The organism is Blautia sp. An81, assembly GCF_002161285.1.
In the GTDB taxonomy this organism is placed as follows: domain Bacteria; phylum Bacillota; class Clostridia; order Lachnospirales; family Lachnospiraceae; genus Blautia; species Blautia ornithocaccae.
In genome coordinates this window covers 38,882-61,854 of the sequence record NZ_NFHH01000022.1, presented here as the reverse complement: position 1 = coordinate 61,854, position 22,973 = coordinate 38,882, and the positions used below count along the sequence as shown (strand labels likewise).

The following is a 22,973-nucleotide window of genomic DNA, read 5'->3' as shown; positions in this document are numbered from 1 at the left end:
AAGTAGAAAGCTTCCTGTATACTTTAAATCAAGGAGTTGACCAAAGAAAATACCTCAAGTAAATTTAGATTATTACTGACCTGGCGAGTTGGTAAAATCTAAAAACACAAGAGGTATCTGAAATGAATAGTAAAACAAAAAGAGCAAACAATCAAGTCAATTCTGTGATGAATATACAGGAACAGAGGGAGATGGTAGAAAAAGCAAACCGTATACTCAATGAGATGAAATCCTATACCTGGAGAGATTTTGAGACTCAGGGAAAATTCAGCAAAAATGATAAGCTCTCCTTCATCAGCGATGATATGCTGATCGTTGGATGTGATATCGGCAGCGAGACACATTATGTCAGGGCAATCGATGCAAGAGGCAGGGAGCTGAGTAAGAAGGTGCTTGCGTTTGAAAATGATGCTGAGGGATTTCGGAAAGCCCATGACTGGGCAGTACAGCTTGCGGCCGCAAACGATAAAAAACAGATTGTCTTAGGACTTGAGCCTACCGGACATTACTGGTTCTGTCTTGCGGCATGGATGGTCTCAAACGGGATCAGTGTCGTTCAGGTAAATCCTTACGCCGTGAAACAGACGAAAGAACTGGAAGACAACAGCCAGCAGAAGGATGACCGGAAAGATCCGAAGCTGATTGCAAACCTTGTGAAAGACGGGAATTACGGGATGCCGTATCTGCCGGAAAAAGTATACGCAGAACTGCGGAGACTCTCCATGTTCCGGGAACAGCTGACAGAGGACCGGAACCGGAGCATGAACCGGCTGCACAGGGAGATGAAGATCTATTTTCCAGAATATAAGGACGCATTCGGAAAAATAGATGGGGCATTCTGCATGGCAGTCCTGAAGGAAGCGCCGTTTCCGGAGGACATCCTGAAACTGGGAGGAGAAGGGATCCGAGAGATCTGGCACCAGGCAAAGCTGAGAGGGCGCGGCTACAGCAGGGCGGCTGAGATCGTAAAGTATGCAGAAACGAGCATAGGGCTGAAAGATGGCACAGCAGGCGGAAGGGAAGCCGTACGGTGGTTCGCAGAGAAGATCATGGAACTGGACGAAGAGCTTGCAGAAATAGAAAACAAACTGAATGAAAAATGCAGGGAGATCCCCCATGCAGAAAATGTGTTGGAGATACCGGGGATCGGCGGGAAGATCCTTTCCGGGATCCTTGCGGAAATGGGAGATATTTCCCGGTTTGACGATGCAAAAGAGTTGCAGAAACTGAGCGGACTGGGGCTGGTTTCATGCAGTTCCGGAAAGCATAAAGGAGAGACCAGGATCAGCCATAGAGGACGCAAAAGGCTGAGATACTGGCTATTCCAGGCCGCCCGGTCAGCGGTGGCACATGGAGAAGAATATAAATGGATCCATGCCCACTATACAACGCGGGCGGGAAATGCGCTCCAGAAGATGCAGTCACTGATCGTGATCGCATGCAAGCTCCTTCGTGTGATCTATACGATGCTGAAGACAGGAAAACCGTATGATCCTGAGAAACTGTTGAAGGATATCCGGTATCCAGAGAATGTACAGACAGCAGCAGCGTAATCGAACAGATCAGAAAAGAAGAATTCCAGGATCCTGCTGAGTTGCAGAAACGTCTGGTGCTGAGCAGGGTCCTGGAAAGGAACCCGAAGGAGACGGGGAAAAGGAATCCCTGTCATCAGAAGACCGACTAAGGGGAGGCACAGCGTAGCGTCCACTGAATGAGTGCTGTGCGGAACCGGTCAGGTCAGTAAATAATCAAACAGAAACAAGAGCTGTAGCCGGCAGGAGTATCCTCCATAGGGCATAGACCCTGTTAGAAAGCTTAGCTGGCACTCAGTGTATGAACAGGTGGGACGAAGGAAGTTGGGACACGATCCCTGTAGACACGGAAGGTTCACCATCATAGCAAAACAGAGGGGAAATAGCCTTTATAATCGTCAATCAAAGGATGCTTTATGAAGTGCACCCATCTATAGCTATTCAGTACAAGATACTATGACTGTTCATCACTTTTGGCTCTGTTTATATGAGGTAACAAGTTAAAAAAAGCTTGAAAAATCAATGTTTTTAGGCTTGACATTATAGGAAGGTACTATCTGGATTCCTTCCAGGAGGAGCTGGGGCTGGAAGACCTGACGGACTGTCAGCTTTTCGAGAGGATGCCTGATGTAAAGAAACAGGAGCTAGAGGAACGAAAAAAGGGGTTTCAAGAATCCTATGAACGATTGAGGGATTCCTGGAAATAATTTGTAAGCAGCCTAACTTTTAAAATTATGCTATACCATCGGTATGTGATGCGGATATGCTAAACTGTTCTTAGATTGTTTATTGAGGAGGAAAAAGCATGACCGCAAAAGAACAAGTGGACTATTACCTTGAATATTGCAAATACCGCAAGGAACTGGATGAGAAAACACTGAAGGCATACCGGATTGATTTAAAACAATATTTTGACGCTGTTTCCTGTTGCGATCCGGGAAAAGAGGAAATTGATCAATTTATAACAGATCTGCATAAAAAGTATAAACAGAAAACGATTAAAAGGAAAATTGCCTCAATCCGCGCATACTATAATTTTCTGGAAGAGGAGGAGAGAATTGGCGAGAATCCTTTCCGAAAAGTAAAGGTAAAATTCAAGGAGGACATTATACTTCCGAGAATTATACCAAGGGAAGAAATTGAACGTCTTCTGAATTTTATGTATGCTTATCCGTCGGATCTTTCAGATAAAGAGGTAAAACGCAGGAGAAGGGATCAGGCGGTTGTCGAGATGCTCTTCGCAACAGGTGCGCGCGTATCTGAGATTTCCAATCTGAAAGCAGATTGTGTTGATCTGAATTCAGGCTTGATACGAATTATGGGGAAAGGAGCAAAAGAACGCTACATACAGATCGGAGAGCCGGAGGTACTTAATCTTCTCAAGAAATACTATACTGACAATGAAAAGGAGATCAAAGCCTGCGGCTATTTCTTTATCAACCAGAGGAATCAGCGGTTCACAGAGCAGTCAATTCGAGGAATGATTAAGAAATATGCCAAGCAGGCAGGGATTGAACGGAATATTACCCCGCATATGTTCCGGCACTCTTTTGCTACATATCTGATTGAGGAGGACGTAGACATTAGCTGTCTGCAGCGTATACTCGGACACAGCTCGATCAGGACAACGCAGATCTATATTCATGTGGCAGCGAGAAAGCAGGCAGACATTTTAAGGACGAAACATCCAAGGAATAAGATGGTGATTAAAATAGCAGCATAATGATATAAAGATGGAAATGGCGCAGAGGATTGGCCGGCAGCAGTGGCGGTTTTTTTTGTATGCCGTAATATGAAATGGAATATTGCAATCTGGGTTAATAATAAAATTTAATTTTAAAAATGGAAAAATATGGTGGAATCTGCTATACTGTAAGTAATATATAGGCTGGATAATACTTAATTATCTATAAAAAGATTTTGTAACGAAGATATGGGGGAATATTCATATTTATGAAATCAGATAATTTTTATGAAAAAGCAAAAAGAAAAACGATTGCAATTGTCTATATTTTTGAAGGTGAAGAGGCTATTGGTTTTGAACACTATCATGTATGGGAAAGTGATATTATTGCCCCATGGCTACTTGCCGTGCAGCAACTTCACTGTATACCATTAATCCTGGATGTAAGGACATTTGTGGAAAAAGCAATTTCCAATACTCTGCCTAAAATAGATTTTGTAGTAAACTTAAATTGCGGAAGTACACTACTATCTTCCATGCCGCTTGTTCCTTCAATATGTAGCTTTATTGGTATTCCATGTATACCATGTGATTCATATGGCATAGTCACTGGTGAAAATAAAAAAACATCTAATATTCTTGCCAAAAATGCAGGATTTCTTGTCCCTGCTGATTTAAACCCTTCAGATAAAAATGGAATATATAAACCTCTAAACTTAGGTAGCAGTATAGGTGTCCATAGAGAATTTCTGAGTGAGCTAAATGGAGAAGGAATTTATCAGGAATTTATACCAGGTTTTGACATAACTATTCCTATGATATACAATCCGGTAAAAGAAGAAATGGATTTTATGCCAACAATAATTTATATTCCAGAAAGTAAAGATATTAACTGGTTCTTGGATGAAGATTATGCTAATCCAAATAATAAATTCCAGCGTTATATAGCACATAATCTTTCTGATGGTCTAATTCAATCCTGCAGAAAACTTGCAGCAGATATAAATCTCAATACATTCTGCAGGATTGATGCACGACTGAAAAAAGAGCACTACGACTTAGATTTAGAATTAACAGAAGAAAATACTTACTTTTTAGAAATAAATCCAATGCCAACAGTATCGACTGAAAACGCATTTTTTCATTCTTATTCGGCAATAAATGAACAAGACCAAATCTATGAGAGTATAAATAAGTTTAGAAACATAATCGGAGGGGACAGTGTTCATGCTTTTGTTCTATGGAGTTCTATTCTCTCCTTTTATAGCCATGTACAAAAATAAAACGGATTAATCCCATATTTTACAATAAAGTCTTTTCGCACTCCTGTTATTGCTTCCACTGTATTATAAGCAGGCGGATTATCCAACAAAACCAGATTTTTATATTTTTGCTCCAGATATTTCGTCTGGAGCAAAATCTGTCCGCCACCTATAGGATTCGAAGTTATTCCTTGATTTAATAAATCTCTTATTGGGAAAGAGGACAGCAAGTCCATTCCTAAATCTAAATTTTGCTGTAATGATATAGACAAAATATTAAGAACATATCTTGACGAGATAAATGGTAGAAAATTGTTTCTCACCATCCCATCAAATATTTCATTTAAAACTTTCCTTAAGTGTTGTTCTTTTATAATCTCTCCACAATAAAAATCAGCTAAAAATTTATTAATATGTAGTGCTAATCTTTGAACAGTTCTCTCCTGTCCATGAGCATAATCTACGCCTTTTGAGAAATATTCCATTGCTTCTTCAGGTTGTCCTGTAACTAAATAGGCTACTCCTGTATTATTGAAAATATGTGACATACCAACCAACCCGGGAACATTTGAAATAGCTTCTTCCAATAAATTATCAAAATCTCTTACATAAACCCGTCCTGTATCAAATTGTGTTACGTTAGCATTATTCTTGCAATATATTGCATGGTCAGCTATATCATTGTTTAGAAAGATTGTATGAGCCTCATTTAACATATCTAGCTGTTGCGTTAATGAACAAGCATCCCAAAAATAAGCAAATCGAAAAGTATGTGCCTTTAATATATCGTTATTTAGATCGACTGCAAGACTATATGCTGCTTTTAAGTCATTTCCTGCACGATCATTGCAAAAAACTTTAAACAGAAGCAAATTGCATTTAAAGCTTTCAAGAACTGTTTTTTCATAAGAAGTATAATTGGTTGTATCAGTTACTTGATTTAACAAATCATTTATGTAATTATGCACTTCATTTTTCTCATCAAAAAGTAAATGAGTTCTTATTTTTAATATTTGTGGACCATATTTCCTTATAACAGAATTATTGGCCCACTCTTCATTCAACAAAACATCTCTCTTCGTCTTTGAACATGTACTAAAACACTGATGAGAAAAAGCCGAAATAAATCCTTCAATATTATCTGCGCCAGTATTTACTACCTTATAAAATTGCGTTTCACCACTATTTTTAATAAATTTGATTTGTATTCCATCTGGACAATTCGCTAATAGGCTTTTAGCTCGATCAAAGTCATTATCTTTTAAAATAATAATAATGGCTGGTCTAAAGTTGCAATCCTTATATAGTGAAATTATTTCATTCAAATATTTTGTTAAAACTTTTCCTTCTTGAATAATTATCGGATCAATTACATCTGGGCCAGCGGCTTGATGCTGTTCCGTGCCAAATAATTTATTTAGTGCAGTAACCGTATCAACTACGTTTACTGGAAGAAGACTACCAAAACATATATCAATTAACTGAGCGATCGGAGGAATTTTTTTCTGAATCCATTGCATAACCGAAGAAATCCTTTTATGGGCTATTTCATTCGTATCTATATAATTTGGTTTACCTTTAAATGATTTGAAGTATTCCAGGCCTCTGCCAATGGAAAACTGACGATCCACAACATATACAGTAAACACTTCACCTGTTTCCTTAAAGAAATCAATAGCATCCAATATCTATTCCTCCATTTGCAAATGTGTAATAAGAAGGATAATTAAGTATTATCCAACATACTTCAGCGCCGTCGAACTCATACCATTTATCCGGACAGGCTTTGCAAGGGCGATACTTACATAGAACAAAAAGAAATTATTATCACCATGCATAAAACTTCCGATAGAGCAAATGCTATTTTCAAAAAGGATTGAGGTGACGGTTATGGCAGTTGCTCACAAAGGGAGTATCTCTATGGGCCTGGTGCTGATTCCCATAGGAATGTATAAGGCGACAGTTGATAATGACATCCATTTTAACTAGCTGGATAAGGAGAGCAAAGCCCGGATCAAATATAAGAAGTACTGCAGCCATTGCGGGAAAGAAGTGACCAACGCTGATATTATCAAGGGATACGAGTATGAAAAAGGGAAATATGTGGTAATGACAGATGAAGATTTGGAAAAGATCAAAACAAAGAAAGACAAGACAATCCACATTATCCAGTTTGCCAGGATGGCAGAAGTTAATATGATCTATTATGAAAAGGATTATTATGCGGTTCCGGATACCGGGGCAGAAAAAGCATATGAACTGCTACGTCAGGCGCTTCTGTCCCAAAAGAAAGTGGCGATTGCGAAAACGGTTATGGGAACCAATGAAAAATTGCTTGTTCTGTATCCGACGAGAGAAGGGATTATTGTTAAGACGCTATTTTATTATGATGAGATTGCGGCAATGCCTAAGACCGTGCCAAAGATGAAGCTGGATGAAAATGAACTGAATATGGCGAAAATGCTGATAGAAAATATGACAAAGCCATTTGTGGCAGAGGAATACCAGGATGAATACCAGGCAAGGCTGAGGGAAGCCATTATGAAAAAAATCCAGGGACAGGATATTGTAGCAGTAGACACTGCCGCCTCTTCCAATGTTATTGACTTGATGGAGGCGCTGAAAAAGAGCCTTGAACTGTCAGAAAAAAAGGATCAGCGCAGCCAGAAACGGCTGACAGGGACTGCATAATGGATCTGTTTTCTTCGCGAGGCGCTAGCCCCATGCTGATTGCCAGCCAGTGCCAGGCATTTGATGATCCAGACTATATTTATGAGCTGAAAATGGACGGGTTTCGCTGTCTTGCTTATATAGAGCCTGGAAAAGTAGATTTGCGGAATAAGCGGAATATGAAGATGCTGGATAAATTCCCGGAGCTGGGGGAGCTGCATCAGGCGGTTTCAGCAACCTGCATCCTGGATGGGGAAGTCGTGGTTTTAGTAAACGGGGTGCCTGATTTTTACAGGCTTCAGAAAAGGACCCTGCTTACGGACCGCTTTAAGATCCACATGGAAGCGTCCCGTTGCCCGGCTTCCTTCGTGGCTTTTGACTGCCTGTATCTGGATCGGCAGGAGCTTAATTGGATGCCTTTGATGGAGCGAAAGAACCAGCTTCTGGATAACGTGAAAGAAAACAGTCGAATTGCGGTTTCACGTTTTGTCGAAGGGAAGGGTAAAGCATTCTATCAGGCTGCTGCGGCTCGTAAGCTGGAAGGCATAGTGGCAAAGAGAAAAGAGAGCCTATACTACATGGGGAGACGGACAAAAGACTGGGTGAAATTTAAGAGGATGGCCGATGAGGAGTTTGTGGTCGCTGGGTATATCCAGAAAGGACGGCGCACATACAGTCTGATTCTCGCGAAATGCAGGGAGCATACGCTGGTATATAAAGGGCATGTTACTTCAGGCGTAACGAAAGAAGTGATCAGGCAGCTTACCGTTACGGGGATCCGGCCCTTTCACATACTGCCGATGGGAAATGAGGAAGCGGTATGGGTGGCTCCAACCCATGTCTGCAGAATTGAATATATGCCAAACACAAAAGATGTTTTGAGGCAGCCGGTTTTCAGGGGATTCCGGGATGACGTCCTGCCAAGGGAAGTACAGATATAAAAATGATCAACAGCTCGCAGCTTCTGAAAATCAGAGGCTGCTTTTTCCATGTCTTTTACAGAGACTTGACAAAATATCCTTCATCTTTGTGAAGGATATTTCTGTCCTATCTCAATAAAATACCGTAGGAGGCATGTCACATGGTAAAAATAGGGATTCTGGTCATTGTTTTTGGAATTCAGTTTGTACTGTACTGCTGTATCGTTCAGGGAAAGCGGGAAGATGAACTTATGGAACGGTTATTCCGTGAAAAGGGCGAATCAAATTGCAATGATGGAAAGGAAGTAGGATGTGAATGGGAAAATCAGGAGTCATAACAGAAGAATTCAGAGGGGAAGAAAACGCATCCTACCATGATATTGTTGCATTGTTTAAGATCTACCGTTCTGTAAATTGGCGGATGCAGATCAAAATTAACCAGGTAAGACACCGCTTCGAAATAGAGTACGGTATGGATGTGGATTCTTTCCTGGACAGCATTTATCAGTCAGGAATGGATATTAACCAGGACTTGGCAGGAGAACGAGAACGGATCGAAGCAATCAACCGTTCAAATAAGTTTCTGAAGATGATTGACGAAGCGGTAGAGCTTATGCGGAAATTCCATCCCAATGGGGAGCGTTACTACTGGGTTTTGTATTACACCTATATGTCCGCATATAAAGCGGAAAATGTTGAAGAAATTTTAGACAAGCTGGAGCCGCATTTTCCAAAGCTTTCGCGGATACACAGGGCCACCTATTTCCGTTGGAGGGAACAGGCATTTGAGGCGGTAAGCGGTATCTTATGGGGGTATGAAGGGGAGAGCAGGGAGCTTTTAAAGCAGTTTCAGGATACATATAAACCAGAATAATTTTTTTGATACTGTTGACACAGATTTTTCAAAAAAACTATAGTGAATTTGTAAAGGCGCATACATGGCGCATAAATCAGGGCGTAAGCCGGAAAGGGGACTTGACAATGATTATTTCGGTAGACACGGGGAACAAGATGATAAAGACGGAAAATCTGGAATTTGATGCGGGAGTGGAGATCTTGGACCAGATGCCAGGGGAGCGGGAAGAGGTGATTCTGTACAAAGAAAATTATTACAGGATTACCAGTAGACGTCCTTCTTACCTGGAAGATAAAACAGAAGATGAACGGTATTTTATTCTGACACTTTTTGCAGTTGCAAAGGAATTGGAGCGCACGAAAGGGCAGGAAGAAAGGATTGCCAATGGGCTGATTGAGGTAGAGCTTCTGGTTGGGCTCCCGCCTGCTCATTATGGGAAACACCGCAGGGCTTTCAAGGAATATTTTCAGCAAGGCAGGATTATCGACTATATGTACATGAATACACCTTATAAAATTACGTTCACAGAAGTCAGAGTGTATATACAGGCATATGCGGCTTACTGTCTGGTAGCGGGCCGGCAGCAGTTATCCAGATATCCGAAAGTTTTGGTAATTGACATTGGCGGTTTTACGGTGGACTACATGATCCTCCGGTTCGGTCAGCTGGAAAGAACTTATGTGGATTCCATGGAAGAAGGGGTTATCAAACTATACCGGAGCGTTCGGGCTGGCATCCGGCAAAGGTTTGGACTTTTGCTGGAAGAGGCAGATGTGGATGATATCCTTTCCGGCGAGGATGTGAGATTTGAGGTACAAGTGGTTGAGCGGGTCAAAGAAATTACAATGCGGTATGTATCAGAGCTGCTTGGGATCTTCCGTGAAATCGGCATTGATTTTGGAACAACGCAGACTGTATTTGCCGGAGGCGGGGCCATCCTGCTGAACAAAACCATACAGGAAGTTTGGAAAAAATACCAGGGAGCGTATTTTATTATCAATGATGTCAGGGCAAATGCGAAGGGGTACAGATTGCAGTATCTGGCAGAAAAACAGGAATGGGAGGAGTCTAAATGAGTAAGCAGGACCCGTACCGATTTAATCTGAGATTTGACGACACGGATAAAGACCATCGTAAAGTCTGCGATTTTCTGAATACATGCGGAAGGAAAAAAACAAGATACATCGTTAAGGCATTTCTGGCTTATTGGGGAATGCAGGAAAAAGAAGAACCGGAGAAGCAGGAGGAAGGAAAAGCGGTACAGGGGAAGGAGGTGGAGGAACATCTTGTGACAGTTGGAGCAGAAAATTATTCGGCAGATGAGGCGGAAATTTCTTTAATGAGGAAAAACTACCAGATGTTTGCTGCGCTTGGGGAGGAGGAAGCACTTTGAAGAATAAGCAGATACCATTTTTATATGGAATTAGCACGGTACAACTTATTGGAATCATAGGTCTGTCTGTAAATACAATGGCCGGCACTGCTGTTGTTGCGGTAGGAACAGTGGGGATCTTGGTATATGCCACGGCAAATTTATTTCAGCGGTTGAAAGAGAAGGTTTGCCCAGAATGCGGTACTCGGATTCCTAAGAGCGACAGAATCTGCGCGGTATGTGGATACCGATACCGAGAAGGCATCCCGGAAGAAAAACTGACAGAGTTTATTGAGAAGGAAAAAGAGAAGGAGAGGTCTTCAGAACAAATCGATTGTGATTTTGAGAAGATTGAAACACTTGCGGTTGAAGAGATGCTGTCTTTTGATGGAGATATTGAGAATTTCCTAAAAAGAAGGGGAAAGGAAGAAGAAATTTAAAGAGATTTTTTCCGATTTATGTTAAAAATACATGAGAAAAGTAAGATTTTGGAGATTTGGAGGTGGTAAGATAAAAAAGCTGGTTTTATTTTTTGAAAACCGGAATAAATAATTCCCGGTTTGTGACTGAATAAGTATATCTAGCCTGCTCCAGGGTAGCTCATTCCGGGAGTTTAGGGGCTGATAAAGCATTCGTATTGCAGGCAAGAAGAGAAAAAAATCGTTTTATGTAGACTGTCAGGATTTAATCCCGACAGTCTATTTTTTTGCCTGTCGGATTATGCAGTATTTCTGCGTATCCGGTCAGAAAATGCCGAGTGCGTATCGACAAAATAAGTGCAGAACATACAGACCGAGGCCGCCTCCTTTTTTGGATTTTTTGCAACCCAATAGAGCAAAAAATTCTGAAAAAGGAGTATACGGAATGTATAGTGACGATAAAGATTTGGTAGCGCAGTTCAGCGCTTACTTGAAAGTATCAATTAAACATGCACGCCAGGAGTACCTGGTAAAAAGATCGAAAATCAAAAGCAACGAATTCCCGGTGTTTGAAGGAGAAGATGCGGAAGATGAGGAGGCTCAGGATGTCCTAAGACATGCTGTTGAGTTATCGGACCGTTTGGAGCAGGGGATTGTGGAGATCCGCTTATTGCTGGATCAGATTGAAAATTCTTCTCTGTACCATGCGTTTGCAAGTTTGAAACGGCAGCAAAAGGAGATTATGGTTCTGCGCATTTTTTATATGAAATCCTTTGAGGAGATTGGGAAGATGCTGGGACTCGAACCGAAGAAGGCAGAGAATACATATTATAACGCAATCAAAAAAATCAGAAATATGATAGCAGGAGGCAGGAAGAATGGAATTTGAAGAACTGTTTTTAAAAGCGAGAAACTCTGACCAAAAAGCAATGCTGGCGCTTATCGAGATGTACCGCCCTCTGATGATTAAGTATGCCAAGATAGACAATGTTTTGGATGAGGATCTCTATCAGGAGTTTGTGTGCGTTCTGATTCTTTGTGTAAAGAAATTTCCTTACAAAGAAAAGAGATAATCTATATATTGTACAGATAAGATTGACAGACACAAAATATAGAGCTATTATTAAAATATAACAGGTATTCTTCTGCTGCAGAGCAGAAAATTTTAGTTCCGGTATAGTCCGGAAGCTGACTTTGGGCAGGAGTCTGCCGTTATATCCTATTTGCAGAAAGGCACTGATTATTTGAAGGAATAGTCAGTGCTTTTTTTGTGTCCGAGCATCTTTTGGGAAAGGAGGGAAGGCAAGAGGATATCGTAGAGACGAAAAATGAAAGGAGGAAGCGAATTGAAGAAGAAACGGGTCATTTGGACGTATGGTAATGTAATACTTCCTTTAGATGTAGGGGAGAGGGCTCGCTATTTTCAGAACGGTGTATTAAAAGTCACCGGGAGAGTGCTGCGTGTCCTGGAACAAACTGAGAAATATATTAAATTTGAGACGAAGGAATTGTGTTACTGTATTGCCTATAACGATGTGGAAGAAGCAGAAATGGTACTGGCAGCATAGATTTTCTGGAAAAGGGAGGAACAGCGGAAACAAGAATATGCTGGAACATGAACAAAAAATATGTTATAGTTGATGTATACCAGAGAAGGTAGAGGTGATAACTACGGCCGCAAAAAATAAAATAAAAGCAGATACGGTATTGAAAGAGTTCTGGCGGGATAATGCGCGGTTTGCTGATTTATTTAACGCAGCCTTGTTTCAGGGCAAAAATATAATCCGTCCGGAAGAATTAGAGGAATCCGATACCGACATTTCCTCTATTCTGAAATTGGGCAGCCATATGGAAACCGTCCAGAAAATATTGGATGTGATCAAGAAGAGCTCAAACGGTGTTGAATTTGTAATACTTGGCTTGGAGAACCAGCAGCATGTGCATTTTGGAATGCCTTTGCGGCTTATGGTGGGAGATGCCTTTGGGTATCTGAAGGAGTACCAGGAAGTTGCGAAACGGAATAAAGAGGAAGGGCACTGGGACGGTTCGGAGGAATTCCTTTCCGGGTTCCGCAGGGAGGACCGCCTGCATCCTATGGTGACGCTTTGCGTATACTATGGGGAGCGTGAGTGGGATGGCCCATTCTCCTTGATGGATATGCTGAAGATTCCAGAAGAGCTGAAGCCAGTGGTCAACGATTACAAAATGAATCTCATCCAGGTAAGGGACAGCGAACAGCTCCAGTTCCATAATACGGATGTACAAACCGTTTTTGAAATATGCCGGAATATCTATAAGAAGAATTACGAAGAGATTGCAAACGTATATCAGAGCAAGGAAATTGATTCGGAGCTTGGACTTGTAATCGGGGCGATCACCGACTCGCCGAAACTTGTTGATCAAGCCTTGGAAAGAAAAGGAGGCAGGATGAATATGTGCAGAGCGTTGGAAGAATTAGAAAAAGAAGGCATAAAAAAAGGAATAAAAGAAGGAATAAAAGAAGGCATAGTGAATGGGAAAATTCTGGCCCGCTATGAGGACGGAATGACGCCGGAAGAAATTGCAGAAAAAATGGGTCTGCCTGTGGAGCAGGTAGAAAAGGTATTGGAAGAAAACAAAGTATTGGCAATGGTGTAAATTATCTAATTTATTGGGGCGGCATTGCTGCCCCAATGTTTTCTTTATTCTGCGTTTAGGAGGCAGGATGAATATGTGCAGAGCGTTGGAAGAATTAGAGAAAGAAGGTATAAAAAAAGGCATAGTGAATGGGAAAATTCTGGCTCGCTATGAGGATGGAATGAAGCCGGAGAAAATTGCAGAAAAAATGGGTCTGTCTGTGGAGCAGGTGGAAAAGGTATTGGAAGAAAACAAAGTATTGGCAATGGTGTAAATCATCTAAATTTTAATGGGCGGCGCAGCTGCCCCAATGTTTTCTTTATTCTGCGTTTAGGAGGCAGGATGAATATGTGCAGAGCGTTGGAAGAATTAGAAAAAGAAGGCATAAAAAAGGAATAAAAGAAGGAATAAAAGAAGGCATAGTGAATGGGAAAATTCTGGCTCGCTATGAGGACGGAATGACGCCGGAAGAAATTGCCGGGAAAATGGGTCTATCCGTGAAGCAGGTAGAGAAGATCTTGGAAGAAAACAATGTATTGGAAATGGTACAACATTAAGAATACTTTATGAAGGGCGGCATAGCTGCCCCATCGCTATTTTGTATTTGGGAGAAGAAGGTAGGAACGACAAGATGATGCAGGTTGACCTATTGCCTGTGATATGTGAAGGATGATAGGGATATGGTAAGGCAGATTGTAAATGACGTCTGGTTCCTCGGACAGAAATCAGAGCCGGCGACAGAAGCGGACCAGCAGACAGCATTGGATTTGCTGGACACATTAAGAGCACATAAAGAGGATTGCGTTGGCATGGCAGCTAATATGATCGGTGTCCGGAAAAATATAATCGCAGTCCAGATGGGATTTGCGGAAGTACTGATGTATAATCCGAGGATCGTAAAACATGCAGGCCCCTATGAGACAGAGGAAGGCTGCCTTTCCCTGGAGGGGACAAGGAAATGCAAAAGATACCGGCAGATTACAGTAGAATATCAGGATATTCACTTGAAAAAGCAGCGGCAGGATTACAGTGGCTGGATCGCTCAGATCATCCAGCATGAATGCGACCATCTGCAGGGGATTCTGATTTAAGGAGAGGGACTATGCAGGAAAAATATAAGGTTATTGAGATCTTCGAAAGGGACTATGGATGCGAAGAACGGGCGGAAGGACAGACGGATATGGTTCAGGTAAGGCTATGCTCGGAAAGTGGAAAAGAGCGTGTCATTGAGACAGAGGACGCAGCTTTGTACCGAGAGGAGATCACAGAGGGGACAGAAGTGTTTCTCATTGACGGTAAGCTAAAAAGAGCCCTGGGGAGTGACTGGGTGGAACAGTGCAATCAAAAGAGGGACGCCCAGGGGTTCATTAAGCTGATGGATCGGCTGCGGGCCGGAGAAACCACAGTCTGCCCATTTTGCGGGGGGGGGTTGTGTCCATGACGGCATCGGAGGATGGGAAAGATATCTTTTCCTGTGATTCCTGTGATATGTATTTTAGCTCTGACTGTAAGGTACGATAGGAGGAACGGCGTTGGAACGGCAAGATATATTTCAATATGTAAAAAAAGTATATGGGACGGTTCCGGAATATCTGTGGGAACACCATCCGGCCTATGTGGCGCTGCGGATGAGCACATCAAAAGAGTGTTATGCGGTGCTTAAAAGGGAAGATTACGGGGAAAACGAAATCCTGGAAGTGCAGTATGATCCGGCTGTTATGGGTTCTTTGGTAAAAATCCAGGGATTGCTGCCTGATCGGAACGCGGAAGACGGAAATTGGGTTTCCATTCCGCTTGATGGATCGGTCAGCGAAGCAACGGTTCTGGATTTTTTGGACAGGAGCTATGAATTAGTAGAGGAAAGGCTCCACTAAGCTGGGTAAGAATCCGGAGATCGTCTAGGATATGGAAAAGGAGGATGTTGATGTTACTGGCAGTGAGAGGGGACATAACCAAAATTGATACCGTGACTGCGATTGTAAATGCGGCGAACACCAGCCTGCTTGGAGGGGGAGGCGTTGACGGAGCCATTCACCGCGCTGCAGGGAAACAGCTGCTGGAGGAATGCAGGACGCTGAATGGATGTAAAACGGGGGAAGCGAAAATAACAGGTGCTTATAAGCTTCCATGCAAATACGTGATCCACACAGTAGGCCCGGTATGGCGCGGTGGAGATCATGGAGAGGAAAAACTTTTAGCAGACTGCTATCGGAATTCCCTGTCAGTTGCTGTAGAGCATGGGATACGGTCGATTGCTTTCCCATCTATTTCCACTGGAGTTTACCATTTCCCTGTCCAGCTTGCCGCACAGATCGCGGTAAGGACGGTAACGGATTTTTTAAAGGAGCATCCGGATCAGCTGGACATTGTGATGTGGGTGCTGTTTGATGAACGCACAGAGAATATCTATCAGTTGGAAGTGAAAAAATATGGAGTTGGAAAATGAGCGTCATGCACGGATCTTTGTAGATGCCGATGCCTGTCCGGTTATAAAAATCGTGGAGAGCGTCGCAGAAAAATATCGCCTTCCGGTTACGCTTCTTTGTGACACAAACCATGTATTGGAATCTGCCTATAGTACCGTAAAAGTGGTGGGGGCTGGAGCTGATGCAGTGGATTATGCCTTGATTAACCTGTGCCGGGAGGGGGATATTGTGGTAACACAGGATTATGGCGTGGCTGCAATGGCCCTGGGGAAAAAGGCATATGCGATCCATCAGTCAGGGAAATGGTATACCAATGAAAATATCGAAAGAATGCTAATGGAGCGTCATTTTGCCAGGAAAGCAAGGCAGGCTTCCGGGAAAAACCATTTGAAAGGACCCAAAAAGCGGAAGAAAGAGGAAGACGCAAATTTCGAACATTCTTTTGTAAAAATGGTTCAACATGCAGTAGGATTTTCGAGTCAGGGAACAAAATGCGATTAAAATGCGTCTGCATTGCGATTGTTCTGATATTGACAGATGATTTTAAACTTTATACAATGATAAAGTAAAGTTTTGTGCATGTGCAAGACGCATGTGGAGAGCCACAGGATTTTACGGGTGAGGCAACCGAGGCGGTTGTCTTTTTTTATGGCAAATTTTAAGTTTGAAAGGAGGGATGTGATTGGCGGGAAAGGTCAAACCAAAACAGTCAGGAAAGAAAAATCCTATGTCGGGGAACCAGAGGCTTGTTCTGGCTCCCCGAATTGCGTTTGTCGCCTTTTTATCGGTTACTGCGTTTGCCATGACAGGGATGCCGGTCTTTGCAACGGATATTTTTGGAACTGCTAAAAATGCTATGCAAACTGTCTACACGGATGTTGCCGGAATTGCTACAGTGGCAGCAGTAGTATGTGCAGCGGTATGCTTGTTTCTGATGAATTTCTCTAAATCAGGCAGAACGGTAGATGAGTCCCGGGCCTGGCTCAAACGAATCGTGATTTGCTGGGCAGCCCTGATGACCTTGGGCGCTATCGTAGCGTATTTAGAGAAACTCATTCCAAAGAGCATGTTTACTGCGACGTAATCCACAAGAAGAATCAAATGCCGGCGCTCTCCCGGCATTGGAAAGGAGGGGATCCTGTAAGGGTAGCACATGGGTTGGCTATTAGAGCTACTGATTGACGGGATCAGGGAAATCTGTTCGCAATTCATTGTGGATATGATGGAACTGGTAACCGATATGTTTACGGAGTTACTGTCCTGTGACCTGTCACTGTTTGAGGAGCTGTTTTCTATTGTTACTGTCCTTTATAACAATGTTATTGTGCCAATGGGAATTGCCCTGCTGCTGTTGATCCTGGTCTGGCAGTTGTTCAAATCCATGTTTGGGAAAAGCGTAAATGGTGAGGAGCCGATAGAACTGGTGATACGGTCGGCAATCTCCCTGTTTTTTCTTGTTGCGGCCAAACCAGTCGTGGATTATATTTTGAGAATCGCTGGAACACCCTACCAATGGGTGGCGGGCACTGAAATCAAGGTGGAGAGCTTTTCAGGCTATGTATCGGCTTTGGAGGGGGTTACTGAAACATTGGGGATCGGAAGCCTGAGCATTGCTATACTGATGTTGATTATGCAGTTCGTTGTGGCTTGGAACTACTTTAAAATGCTGTTCGTGATTGCAGAGAGGTATGTTTTATTGGGAGTATTCTCTTATACAGCCCCTTTAGCCTTTTCTACCGGAGGATCAAAGGCAACCAATAATATTCTGGCCTCCTGGGCAAAAATGTTTGGAGGGCAGGTGGTGCTGATAATTTTAAATGCGTGGTGTATGAAAATGTTTCTTTCCGGTTATGGAAATATGATGGCAAGCAGTTACGGATTTTCAAAGTTTTTTGCAGCCACCCTCTGCCTTGTTGGCTTTTGTAAAATTACCTTTAAGCTGGACAGTTATTTGGCTTCCCTGGGCGTGAATCTTGGGCGTCCTTCTGCGGGCTTAGGGGCTATGGGACTGGTGATGGCAGCCAGCCGTATCTTTTCACGTTTTAGTTCGGGTAACGGAGGAGAAGGAAGCGGAAACGCAACCTCCGGGGACGGGGGAAGAGATCCCTCTGGTCCGGCAGGTGGGAGCAGTATGCCGGAGAGCTTTGCCGGGCCGATTCCTATGAGGGAGGAAACTTCTGCTTCTATGGATTTGTCAGATATGCCAGAGAATGAAGATTTCAGCCAGGATCATGCCAGCACAGACAGTCTGAATACAGGTTATTCGACGGATGGAGAGAAAAATGGAACCGGGGGTGTATTTGAAGAACTTGGAATTATGTCTTCGGGAGTGACCAGTGATGCTGGGAGCAATCCGCTTAGCCGGACCGACAATGGAGAAACGGAAGCATCGAGGAATGCCGGATTCGAAAATGGGTATGTTCCAGAAACAGGACAGGAAACGGCTGGAAACCAGACGATGGAAGGCGCGCAGGCATTCATGTCAATGGATGTGGCCGGAATCTCCGGTTATCCAGAGGGCGCGAATGGAGCAGGAGCCAGTCTGGATGGAGAGGGAACTTCACAAAATGATATTCGGATTTTGGGAGAAGGACAGACAGGAGTATGGGGCACTGATGCTGGAAGCAGTGAGAGCGGCGTAATTGGCGAACTGGGCGATTATCCGGTGGAAGAGGACTTTTCAGATACTGAAGAGGATAGCATCATGGAACTGGAAGGCAGTAGTATTGAGATGGAAAACGGCTTGAAAGCAGAGGAGGTATCTCATGGAAGTGCTGGAGATTCTTTCGGAAATGTAGGCCTTGAAAGTCAGGGGCAGAAAACGCCGGGGAGCCATATGGCTTCGGCAGGAACATTTGACGGGACAGGAGGGATCATTGATGAAATAGGAGGCGATTTTGACACCGACGGGATAGGTAATTACAGCGATGAAAAACAAGAGGCAGGAAGCGGAACATTTAACGAACCAGACAGGATGCCGGGACAGGCCGATGCAACTACCCTGGCTGGACTAGGGATGACAGAAGGTGGCGCATATGCTGAGGGTGAGGCGGATGAGACCCAGGGACAGGAAAACCATATGGGAGATACCCAGGATCGATCAGCTCTCCATACTGACGGGCAGGAAGGATGGGAGGCTGGTATCGGAAATCTCCAGAATCATTCAAACTCAATGGGACATGCAGGTGAGTATGATCCTACGATAAAGGAAGAGATGGAAGATTTCGACACGTCCTTAGAAGATTTTGATAATGAGGAGATGTCACATGCTGATGCAGAAGGCCAGATGGATCATCTGGAACCTGCCGCGCCGATTCCTTCAGGCAGAGATGAGGGGCAAGCGGATCATACAACCTCCCGCTCCTCATGGGAAGTACCGAGATCAAGAGAAGAACTAAAACGCAGGCAGCAGGGCAGAAAGGGAAATCGTCCTGTGGACGGCAGGCCTCCCTATTAAGGAGGTGAGCAGATGCAGGATGAACAAAGGGATGCTTCACCGCTGGAGGAAGGAACCGATCATATAGCGCACACATCCCAGGCAGCCTATGCGGCAGCGGCGGCTGCAAAAAGCGGGGCAGCCGCAGCGGGGGCGGCAACCGGAACGGCATTGGCAGGACCACTGGGAGCAGTTATAGGTACGATTGTCACCAGTAAAACATTTTGGAAGGTAATCGCGGCAATTTTTCTGTTTCTGTGGATGTGGATGTTCATTATTGCCAATATGATCGGGATTATTTTGAGCTACCTTGGTTTTGCGAACGCGGACTCCTATGCGAATGAGGCGCAATCTGCGCAGCTTTCTAATCTTAGGACACGGGTAGAAGAAATCCTTGGGAATGAACAGTATGCGGCAGGGATCAAAGAGGTGATTGAGCAGGAACGGGACAGGAAGCTGCAGGAGATTCAGGCAGACCATGCAGAACATTATGGCGGGTATGAGCTTGTGGTGATAGACGAATATGAAACAAAGCTGAAAGGAAACATGGGATATTATCTGGCGGTGCTGATGGCAGAAAAAAGCGACAACGGCACGATCTATTCCTTCCTTGGGTATGAAAACAGCCTGGGTCTTGTTATGTCCACGGACCTTAGTAGCCCCTATGATGCGTACTTTGAGGAGGCAGGAAGGACTTATAATGTCCCGGTTGCGCTTTTAAAAGCCATGGCATTCGTGGAATCCAGCTTCCAGCCGAATGTAGTATCCGGGGCCGGGGCTATAGGGCTTATGCAGCTGATGCCTGCAACGGCGGCAGGGCTTGGAGTATCCGACCCGTATGATCCGTACCAGAATATTATGGGCGGAGCGAAATATATTGCGCAGAACATTGAACAGTTTAAATCATATCCAAATGGTCTTGAACTTGCAATCGCTGCTTATAATGCTGGTCCAAATGCAGTGGTGGAGTATGGATATCAGATCCCTCCCTACCCGGAAACGCAGGCGTATGTGAAAAATGTACTGGGATATGTGCAGATCCAGGAGAGACAGACGGTTCCGGAAACATCGGATGAAACCAACGCGGCAGACCCCAAACTTCAAGAATCCTACACCATTTTGAAAGATACAGTGGAAAATGAGATTGGCAGTTTTTTTAGTTGGTCCGTGACCGATGAAAGGGAAGCTGAGGTGACAAAGACCGTCTACTGCAGGCAGACAGAAGAAGGCAGGCAAGAGATAGAGAAAACCCTCTACGATCAGCTGCTCGCAGAAGGCGCCGATGTATGGGAAGAAACCAGGACAGAAAAAGCGCAGAAAGTAGAATATACCCTTGCCCTTATACTGAATGCCCAGCTTACAAATGTGGGAGGCGGATATGAGTATAAGTTTGTCACCAATGAGGGGCTTTTTAACCTGGTGCTGGATGTATTGGAAGTGCTGCAAAATGGAGTGGACGCGCTGAAAAACGCGTTTTTCTCATTGTTTCACTGGACAGATTTTGTAACGGGAGGGACAAGTTCGGGAGGCATCTATATGGACAACATTGATGCCTCCGGAGACATTATTACCTATGATACGGTAGAAAACTGCCAGAAACGGGTTGTGTACTATAATCAGGGTGAGGAGCCATGGGCTAATATGCCTTATGGGACAAGCACCATCGGGGGTGCCGGCTGCGGTCCCACTTCCATGGCGATTGTCATATCGACCTTAACCGGGCAAAACGTAACTCCCCAGATGACTTGTGAGTATTCGATTGCAAATGGGGAATATGTGAGCGGAGTAGGAACAGCACATTCTTTTCCGACAAATGCGGCTTATCATTGGGGCCTTACCTGCGAACGGGTAGGGAAAGACCGGATGGGGTATGTAGTCCAATCATTGAAAGAAGGGAAAATGGTAGTCGAAATTTGTGAAGCATATACCATTACTGGCAGCGGCAGCGGACATTTCATTGTTCTGACCGGGGTAACTGAGGATGGCGGCATCACCATAGCCGACTGCGCAAGCCGTGAGCGGAGTGGGCAAGTATACAGCCTGGAGACGATCACATCGTATGGGCGCGATTTAAGTGAGGGTGCTTTCTGGATTATTGGAAAATAGGAGGAGCGTATGCGTTTTGCAAGAGGAATGGTGTTCGGGATGACGCTTGCAATAGGGATTTTAAAAGCAGATCCGGTGTGTGCTGAGAATCAAGGCAAACTACCGGAGATCGCCTCTTGGCAGAATGGGTTTGGCTACCAGGAGGATGGGACACAGATTACGGGAGGATGGGCTTATGACATGGTAAATCCAGCCGGCAGATATGTCCAGTTTGGAGAAGATGGAAGCGTGATCCAAAAGACAGAAAACCCGGACACCATGGATATGGGAGAGAACTATACCGGGACCGAACTTGTGCCGGCGACCCTGGCAATACGGGCAGAACTGTTTGACGGATTTTCCGGTACCGTTACAGTCTTGGTAGAAGGAAGCGGTGGAATCCAACGAACCGTGGAATTGCGGCGAGATAATTTTTATGGATTGAACATCCCTGTTAACAGTGGGGACTACAGAGTTATAAAAGCTGAGGCCAGGGATGAGATACATTCCTATGTGACACAGTTTCCGGATTCTATTGTGCATCTTTCGGAAAAGGGAGCGCAGGTATTAAAAATCCAGGTGATGGACCAGGTGACAAAAGAAGCAGAGACAACGGGCGAACAGATAGAACAAGCGTCGGAGGAGGTTCCTGAAAAAGGAAACCATGCTTTAAAGACAGAGCAAATGGAAGAAGAGAAGGGAGGTGTCAGGAGAAAGATGGGGGCAAAAAGGATGGCGGCAATATGCGGCAGCATTGGAGGCTTATGTCTGGCCGGGATTTTGCTGCTAAGGAAAAAAAGGAAAAAATATAGCTGAGAGTCTGGAGGTATGACATGGCACAGAAAGAGCATGTAGATGTCTACACCATACCGCCAAATTTTGCTAAGGAAGGGACAATCCTTTCCGGAAGGCTGGAAGCCAGGAATGCTGTGGAGGCAGCAGTCCTGGCTCTTTTGCTGCTGCAGATTCTGATGGCGGTGGATATCAGTGCAAAAGGAAAAATTTATGCCGGGATTATTGTGATCCTGCCCGTTACGATCTTGGCGGTGGTCGGCGTGCAGGGGGAAAGCCTTACATCCTTTGTTTTTCAGTGTTTTTCCTATGTTGTAAGGCGCAGGGTGATTACTGTGCCGAATAGCCAGTACCGGCTGAAACGAAACAGAAGGATCCTAAAGCGCCAGAAAAAACAGCAGAAGGAGGAACAGAAAAAGAGGAAAGGAGGCGGCGGACGTAGGAAACGAGGTACAGGAACTCAAACAGAAGCTGAAAGAGGCGAAAAAGGCGGAAAAGGCAGCACAGAGGGAGGCAAAGGAGAAACGCCGTGAAGAACGCAGGCAGTATGGGGAAAGGAGGAAGGAAGAAGCCAGGAACCGCAGGGAGGATGAGAGAAAAGAAGCCAGGAAATTGCGGGAGCAGGAGAACGAGGAACGGATTCTGAAAAAGGAGTTGCTTCAAAGCTCTGGCAGCCATATAGAAGAACAGAAAATGCAGGTACAAAGGCCGGCGGAGAGGACAAAAGAAGAAAAAGAAAGAAGTGAAGGAAACCAGGATTATCTTCCGGTTACCTGGGCAGCCTCATATCTTCCAGTCAAGCAGGTGAAAAATGGGATCATTTTAACGACAGACAACCGTTACGTTAAATTGATCGAAGTCCTTCCGATCAACTTTCTGTTAAGGTCCTCAGACCAGCGGAAT

Annotated in this window: 28 protein-coding genes; 27 read left to right on the top strand and 1 reads right to left on the bottom strand. The window is 44.1% G+C overall.

What is annotated here, in order from left to right; all coding sequences use genetic code 11:
• The first annotated feature begins 122 nt into the window (after positions 1-122).
• The 3 genes from B5G33_RS16140 (at position 123) to B5G33_RS16130 (ending at position 4,499) form a co-directional block, all read left to right on the top strand.
• Positions 123-1,553, top strand: a complete 1,431-nt coding sequence (locus B5G33_RS16140; RefSeq protein ID WP_087418357.1) for an IS110 family transposase — start codon at positions 123-125, stop codon at positions 1,551-1,553.
• 784 nt (positions 1,554-2,337) lie between these two features.
• The gene (locus tag B5G33_RS16135) at positions 2,338-3,255 is read left to right on the top strand and encodes a tyrosine-type recombinase/integrase (protein ID WP_087418356.1); all 918 of its coding nucleotides are present in this window, start codon (positions 2,338-2,340) and stop codon (positions 3,253-3,255) included.
• A 230-nt stretch (positions 3,256-3,485) separates the two neighbouring features.
• Positions 3,486-4,499, top strand: coding sequence for a hypothetical protein (locus B5G33_RS16130; protein WP_087418355.1), 1,014 nt, complete (start codon positions 3,486-3,488; stop codon positions 4,497-4,499).
• On the opposite strand, the gene B5G33_RS16125 is transcribed toward B5G33_RS16130, so the two are convergent.
• On the bottom strand, positions 4,478-6,163 hold the full coding sequence (locus tag B5G33_RS16125) for a hypothetical protein (RefSeq protein WP_087418354.1): 1,686 nt from the start codon (positions 6,161-6,163) through the stop codon (positions 4,478-4,480). The two genes, B5G33_RS16130 and B5G33_RS16125, sit on opposite strands and share 22 nt — an antisense overlap.
• A 172-nt stretch (positions 6,164-6,335) precedes the next feature.
• Between B5G33_RS16125 and B5G33_RS22430 the strand changes: the two genes are divergently transcribed.
• The 24 genes from B5G33_RS22430 (at position 6,336) to B5G33_RS21750 (ending at position 22,603) form a co-directional block, all read left to right on the top strand.
• On the top strand, positions 6,336-6,467 hold the full coding sequence (locus B5G33_RS22430; protein WP_330396719.1) for a hypothetical protein: 132 nt from the start codon (positions 6,336-6,338) through the stop codon (positions 6,465-6,467).
• Positions 6,468-7,169 (top strand): non-homologous end joining protein Ku, encoded by a 702-nt coding sequence (ku, locus tag B5G33_RS16120; protein ID WP_330396720.1) that lies wholly within the window; start codon positions 6,468-6,470, stop codon positions 7,167-7,169.
• A gap of 32 nt (positions 7,170-7,201) precedes the next feature.
• Positions 7,202-8,089 (top strand): ATP-dependent DNA ligase, encoded by an 888-nt coding sequence (locus tag B5G33_RS16115; protein ID WP_242974731.1) that lies wholly within the window; start codon positions 7,202-7,204, stop codon positions 8,087-8,089.
• Between the two features lie 140 nt (positions 8,090-8,229).
• Complete coding sequence (locus B5G33_RS21420; protein ID WP_158229637.1) at positions 8,230-8,406, top strand: hypothetical protein; 177 nt, start codon at positions 8,230-8,232, stop codon at positions 8,404-8,406.
• A complete protein-coding gene (locus tag B5G33_RS16110; RefSeq protein WP_087418352.1) occupies positions 8,385-8,942 on the top strand; it encodes a hypothetical protein in 558 nt (185 codons plus the stop codon). Before B5G33_RS21420 ends, B5G33_RS16110 begins: the two co-directional genes overlap by 22 nt.
• A 107-nt stretch (positions 8,943-9,049) precedes the next feature.
• The gene (locus tag B5G33_RS16105; RefSeq protein ID WP_087418351.1) at positions 9,050-10,000 is read left to right on the top strand and encodes a ParM/StbA family protein; all 951 of its coding nucleotides are present in this window, start codon (positions 9,050-9,052) and stop codon (positions 9,998-10,000) included.
• Positions 9,997-10,317 carry a hypothetical protein gene (locus B5G33_RS16100; RefSeq protein WP_087418350.1) on the top strand — a complete coding sequence of 107 codons (321 nt, stop codon included), beginning with the start codon at positions 9,997-9,999 and terminating at the stop codon, positions 10,315-10,317. Before B5G33_RS16105 ends, B5G33_RS16100 begins: the two co-directional genes overlap by 4 nt.
• Positions 10,314-10,736 carry a zinc-ribbon domain-containing protein gene (locus tag B5G33_RS16095; RefSeq protein WP_087418349.1) on the top strand — a complete coding sequence of 141 codons (423 nt, stop codon included), beginning with the start codon at positions 10,314-10,316 and terminating at the stop codon, positions 10,734-10,736. The genes B5G33_RS16100 and B5G33_RS16095 overlap by 4 nt, the downstream gene beginning before the upstream one ends.
• Positions 10,737-11,160: 424 nt before the next feature.
• The gene (locus B5G33_RS16090; protein WP_087418348.1) at positions 11,161-11,604 is read left to right on the top strand and encodes a sigma-70 family RNA polymerase sigma factor; all 444 of its coding nucleotides are present in this window, start codon (positions 11,161-11,163) and stop codon (positions 11,602-11,604) included.
• Positions 11,594-11,788 (top strand): helix-turn-helix domain-containing protein, encoded by a 195-nt coding sequence (locus B5G33_RS16085; RefSeq protein ID WP_087418347.1) that lies wholly within the window; start codon positions 11,594-11,596, stop codon positions 11,786-11,788. Before B5G33_RS16090 ends, B5G33_RS16085 begins: the two co-directional genes overlap by 11 nt.
• Positions 11,789-12,061: 273 nt before the next feature.
• The gene (locus tag B5G33_RS16080; RefSeq protein WP_087418369.1) at positions 12,062-12,283 is read left to right on the top strand and encodes a hypothetical protein; all 222 of its coding nucleotides are present in this window, start codon (positions 12,062-12,064) and stop codon (positions 12,281-12,283) included.
• Positions 12,284-12,377: 94 nt separating this feature from the next.
• Positions 12,378-13,352, top strand: coding sequence for an Rpn family recombination-promoting nuclease/putative transposase (locus tag B5G33_RS16075; protein WP_143276544.1), 975 nt, complete (start codon positions 12,378-12,380; stop codon positions 13,350-13,352).
• Positions 13,353-13,425: 73 nt separating this feature from the next.
• A complete protein-coding gene (locus B5G33_RS16070; RefSeq protein ID WP_204247415.1) occupies positions 13,426-13,605 on the top strand; it encodes a hypothetical protein in 180 nt (59 codons plus the stop codon).
• A 148-nt stretch (positions 13,606-13,753) separates the two neighbouring features.
• A complete protein-coding gene (locus B5G33_RS21510; RefSeq protein ID WP_143276543.1) occupies positions 13,754-13,888 on the top strand; it encodes a sigma-70 family RNA polymerase sigma factor in 135 nt (44 codons plus the stop codon).
• Between the two features lie 123 nt (positions 13,889-14,011).
• Positions 14,012-14,422 (top strand): peptide deformylase, encoded by a 411-nt coding sequence (locus tag B5G33_RS16060; protein WP_087418344.1) that lies wholly within the window; start codon positions 14,012-14,014, stop codon positions 14,420-14,422.
• Between the two features lie 11 nt (positions 14,423-14,433).
• Positions 14,434-14,772, top strand: a complete 339-nt coding sequence (locus B5G33_RS16055; protein WP_087418343.1) for a hypothetical protein — start codon at positions 14,434-14,436, stop codon at positions 14,770-14,772.
• Between the two features lie 91 nt (positions 14,773-14,863).
• Positions 14,864-15,205, top strand: a complete 342-nt coding sequence (locus B5G33_RS16050; protein WP_087418342.1) for a hypothetical protein — start codon at positions 14,864-14,866, stop codon at positions 15,203-15,205.
• 44 nt (positions 15,206-15,249) lie between these two features.
• Entirely contained in the window at positions 15,250-15,777 is a 528-nt protein-coding gene (locus B5G33_RS16045; protein WP_087418341.1) for an O-acetyl-ADP-ribose deacetylase, read from the top strand.
• The gene (locus tag B5G33_RS16040; protein WP_087418340.1) at positions 15,761-16,258 is read left to right on the top strand and encodes a YaiI/YqxD family protein; all 498 of its coding nucleotides are present in this window, start codon (positions 15,761-15,763) and stop codon (positions 16,256-16,258) included. The genes B5G33_RS16045 and B5G33_RS16040 overlap by 17 nt, the downstream gene beginning before the upstream one ends.
• Positions 16,259-16,439: 181 nt before the next feature.
• The gene (locus B5G33_RS16035; protein ID WP_242974730.1) at positions 16,440-16,841 is read left to right on the top strand and encodes a hypothetical protein; all 402 of its coding nucleotides are present in this window, start codon (positions 16,440-16,442) and stop codon (positions 16,839-16,841) included.
• Between the two features lie 69 nt (positions 16,842-16,910).
• Entirely contained in the window at positions 16,911-19,214 is a 2,304-nt protein-coding gene (locus B5G33_RS16030; protein ID WP_087418339.1) for a hypothetical protein, read from the top strand.
• A gap of 12 nt (positions 19,215-19,226) precedes the next feature.
• Entirely contained in the window at positions 19,227-21,299 is a 2,073-nt protein-coding gene (locus B5G33_RS16025) for a transglycosylase SLT domain-containing protein (protein WP_087418338.1), read from the top strand.
• A 9-nt stretch (positions 21,300-21,308) separates the two neighbouring features.
• Positions 21,309-22,094, top strand: a complete 786-nt coding sequence (locus B5G33_RS16020; protein WP_087418337.1) for a hypothetical protein — start codon at positions 21,309-21,311, stop codon at positions 22,092-22,094.
• A 17-nt stretch (positions 22,095-22,111) separates the two neighbouring features.
• Positions 22,112-22,603, top strand: a complete 492-nt coding sequence (locus tag B5G33_RS21750) for a hypothetical protein (protein WP_204247414.1) — start codon at positions 22,112-22,114, stop codon at positions 22,601-22,603.
• Positions 22,604-22,973 lie beyond the last annotated feature (370 nt).

Coding starts and splice junctions, on each gene's coding strand:
- B5G33_RS16140 (WP_087418357.1), top strand. CDS start 123: ATGAATAGTAAAACAAAAAGAGCAAACAATCAAGTCAATTCTGTGATG.
- B5G33_RS16135 (WP_087418356.1), top strand. CDS start 2,338: ATGACCGCAAAAGAACAAGTGGACTATTACCTTGAATATTGCAAATAC.
- B5G33_RS16130 (WP_087418355.1), top strand. CDS start 3,486: ATGAAATCAGATAATTTTTATGAAAAAGCAAAAAGAAAAACGATTGCA.
- B5G33_RS22430 (WP_330396719.1), top strand. CDS start 6,336: ATGCTATTTTCAAAAAGGATTGAGGTGACGGTTATGGCAGTTGCTCAC.
- B5G33_RS16115 (WP_242974731.1), top strand. CDS start 7,202: ATGCTGATTGCCAGCCAGTGCCAGGCATTTGATGATCCAGACTATATT.
- B5G33_RS21420 (WP_158229637.1), top strand. CDS start 8,230: ATGGTAAAAATAGGGATTCTGGTCATTGTTTTTGGAATTCAGTTTGTA.
- B5G33_RS16110 (WP_087418352.1), top strand. CDS start 8,385: ATGGGAAAATCAGGAGTCATAACAGAAGAATTCAGAGGGGAAGAAAAC.
- B5G33_RS16105 (WP_087418351.1), top strand. CDS start 9,050: ATGATTATTTCGGTAGACACGGGGAACAAGATGATAAAGACGGAAAAT.
- B5G33_RS16100 (WP_087418350.1), top strand. CDS start 9,997: ATGAGTAAGCAGGACCCGTACCGATTTAATCTGAGATTTGACGACACG.
- B5G33_RS16090 (WP_087418348.1), top strand. CDS start 11,161: ATGTATAGTGACGATAAAGATTTGGTAGCGCAGTTCAGCGCTTACTTG.
- B5G33_RS16085 (WP_087418347.1), top strand. CDS start 11,594: ATGGAATTTGAAGAACTGTTTTTAAAAGCGAGAAACTCTGACCAAAAA.
- B5G33_RS16070 (WP_204247415.1), top strand. CDS start 13,426: ATGTGCAGAGCGTTGGAAGAATTAGAGAAAGAAGGTATAAAAAAAGGC.
- B5G33_RS16060 (WP_087418344.1), top strand. CDS start 14,012: ATGGTAAGGCAGATTGTAAATGACGTCTGGTTCCTCGGACAGAAATCA.
- B5G33_RS16055 (WP_087418343.1), top strand. CDS start 14,434: ATGCAGGAAAAATATAAGGTTATTGAGATCTTCGAAAGGGACTATGGA.
- B5G33_RS16045 (WP_087418341.1), top strand. CDS start 15,250: ATGTTGATGTTACTGGCAGTGAGAGGGGACATAACCAAAATTGATACC.
- B5G33_RS16040 (WP_087418340.1), top strand. CDS start 15,761: ATGGAGTTGGAAAATGAGCGTCATGCACGGATCTTTGTAGATGCCGAT.
- B5G33_RS16030 (WP_087418339.1), top strand. CDS start 16,911: ATGGGTTGGCTATTAGAGCTACTGATTGACGGGATCAGGGAAATCTGT.
- B5G33_RS16025 (WP_087418338.1), top strand. CDS start 19,227: ATGCAGGATGAACAAAGGGATGCTTCACCGCTGGAGGAAGGAACCGAT.
- B5G33_RS16020 (WP_087418337.1), top strand. CDS start 21,309: ATGCGTTTTGCAAGAGGAATGGTGTTCGGGATGACGCTTGCAATAGGG.
- B5G33_RS21750 (WP_204247414.1), top strand. CDS start 22,112: ATGGCACAGAAAGAGCATGTAGATGTCTACACCATACCGCCAAATTTT.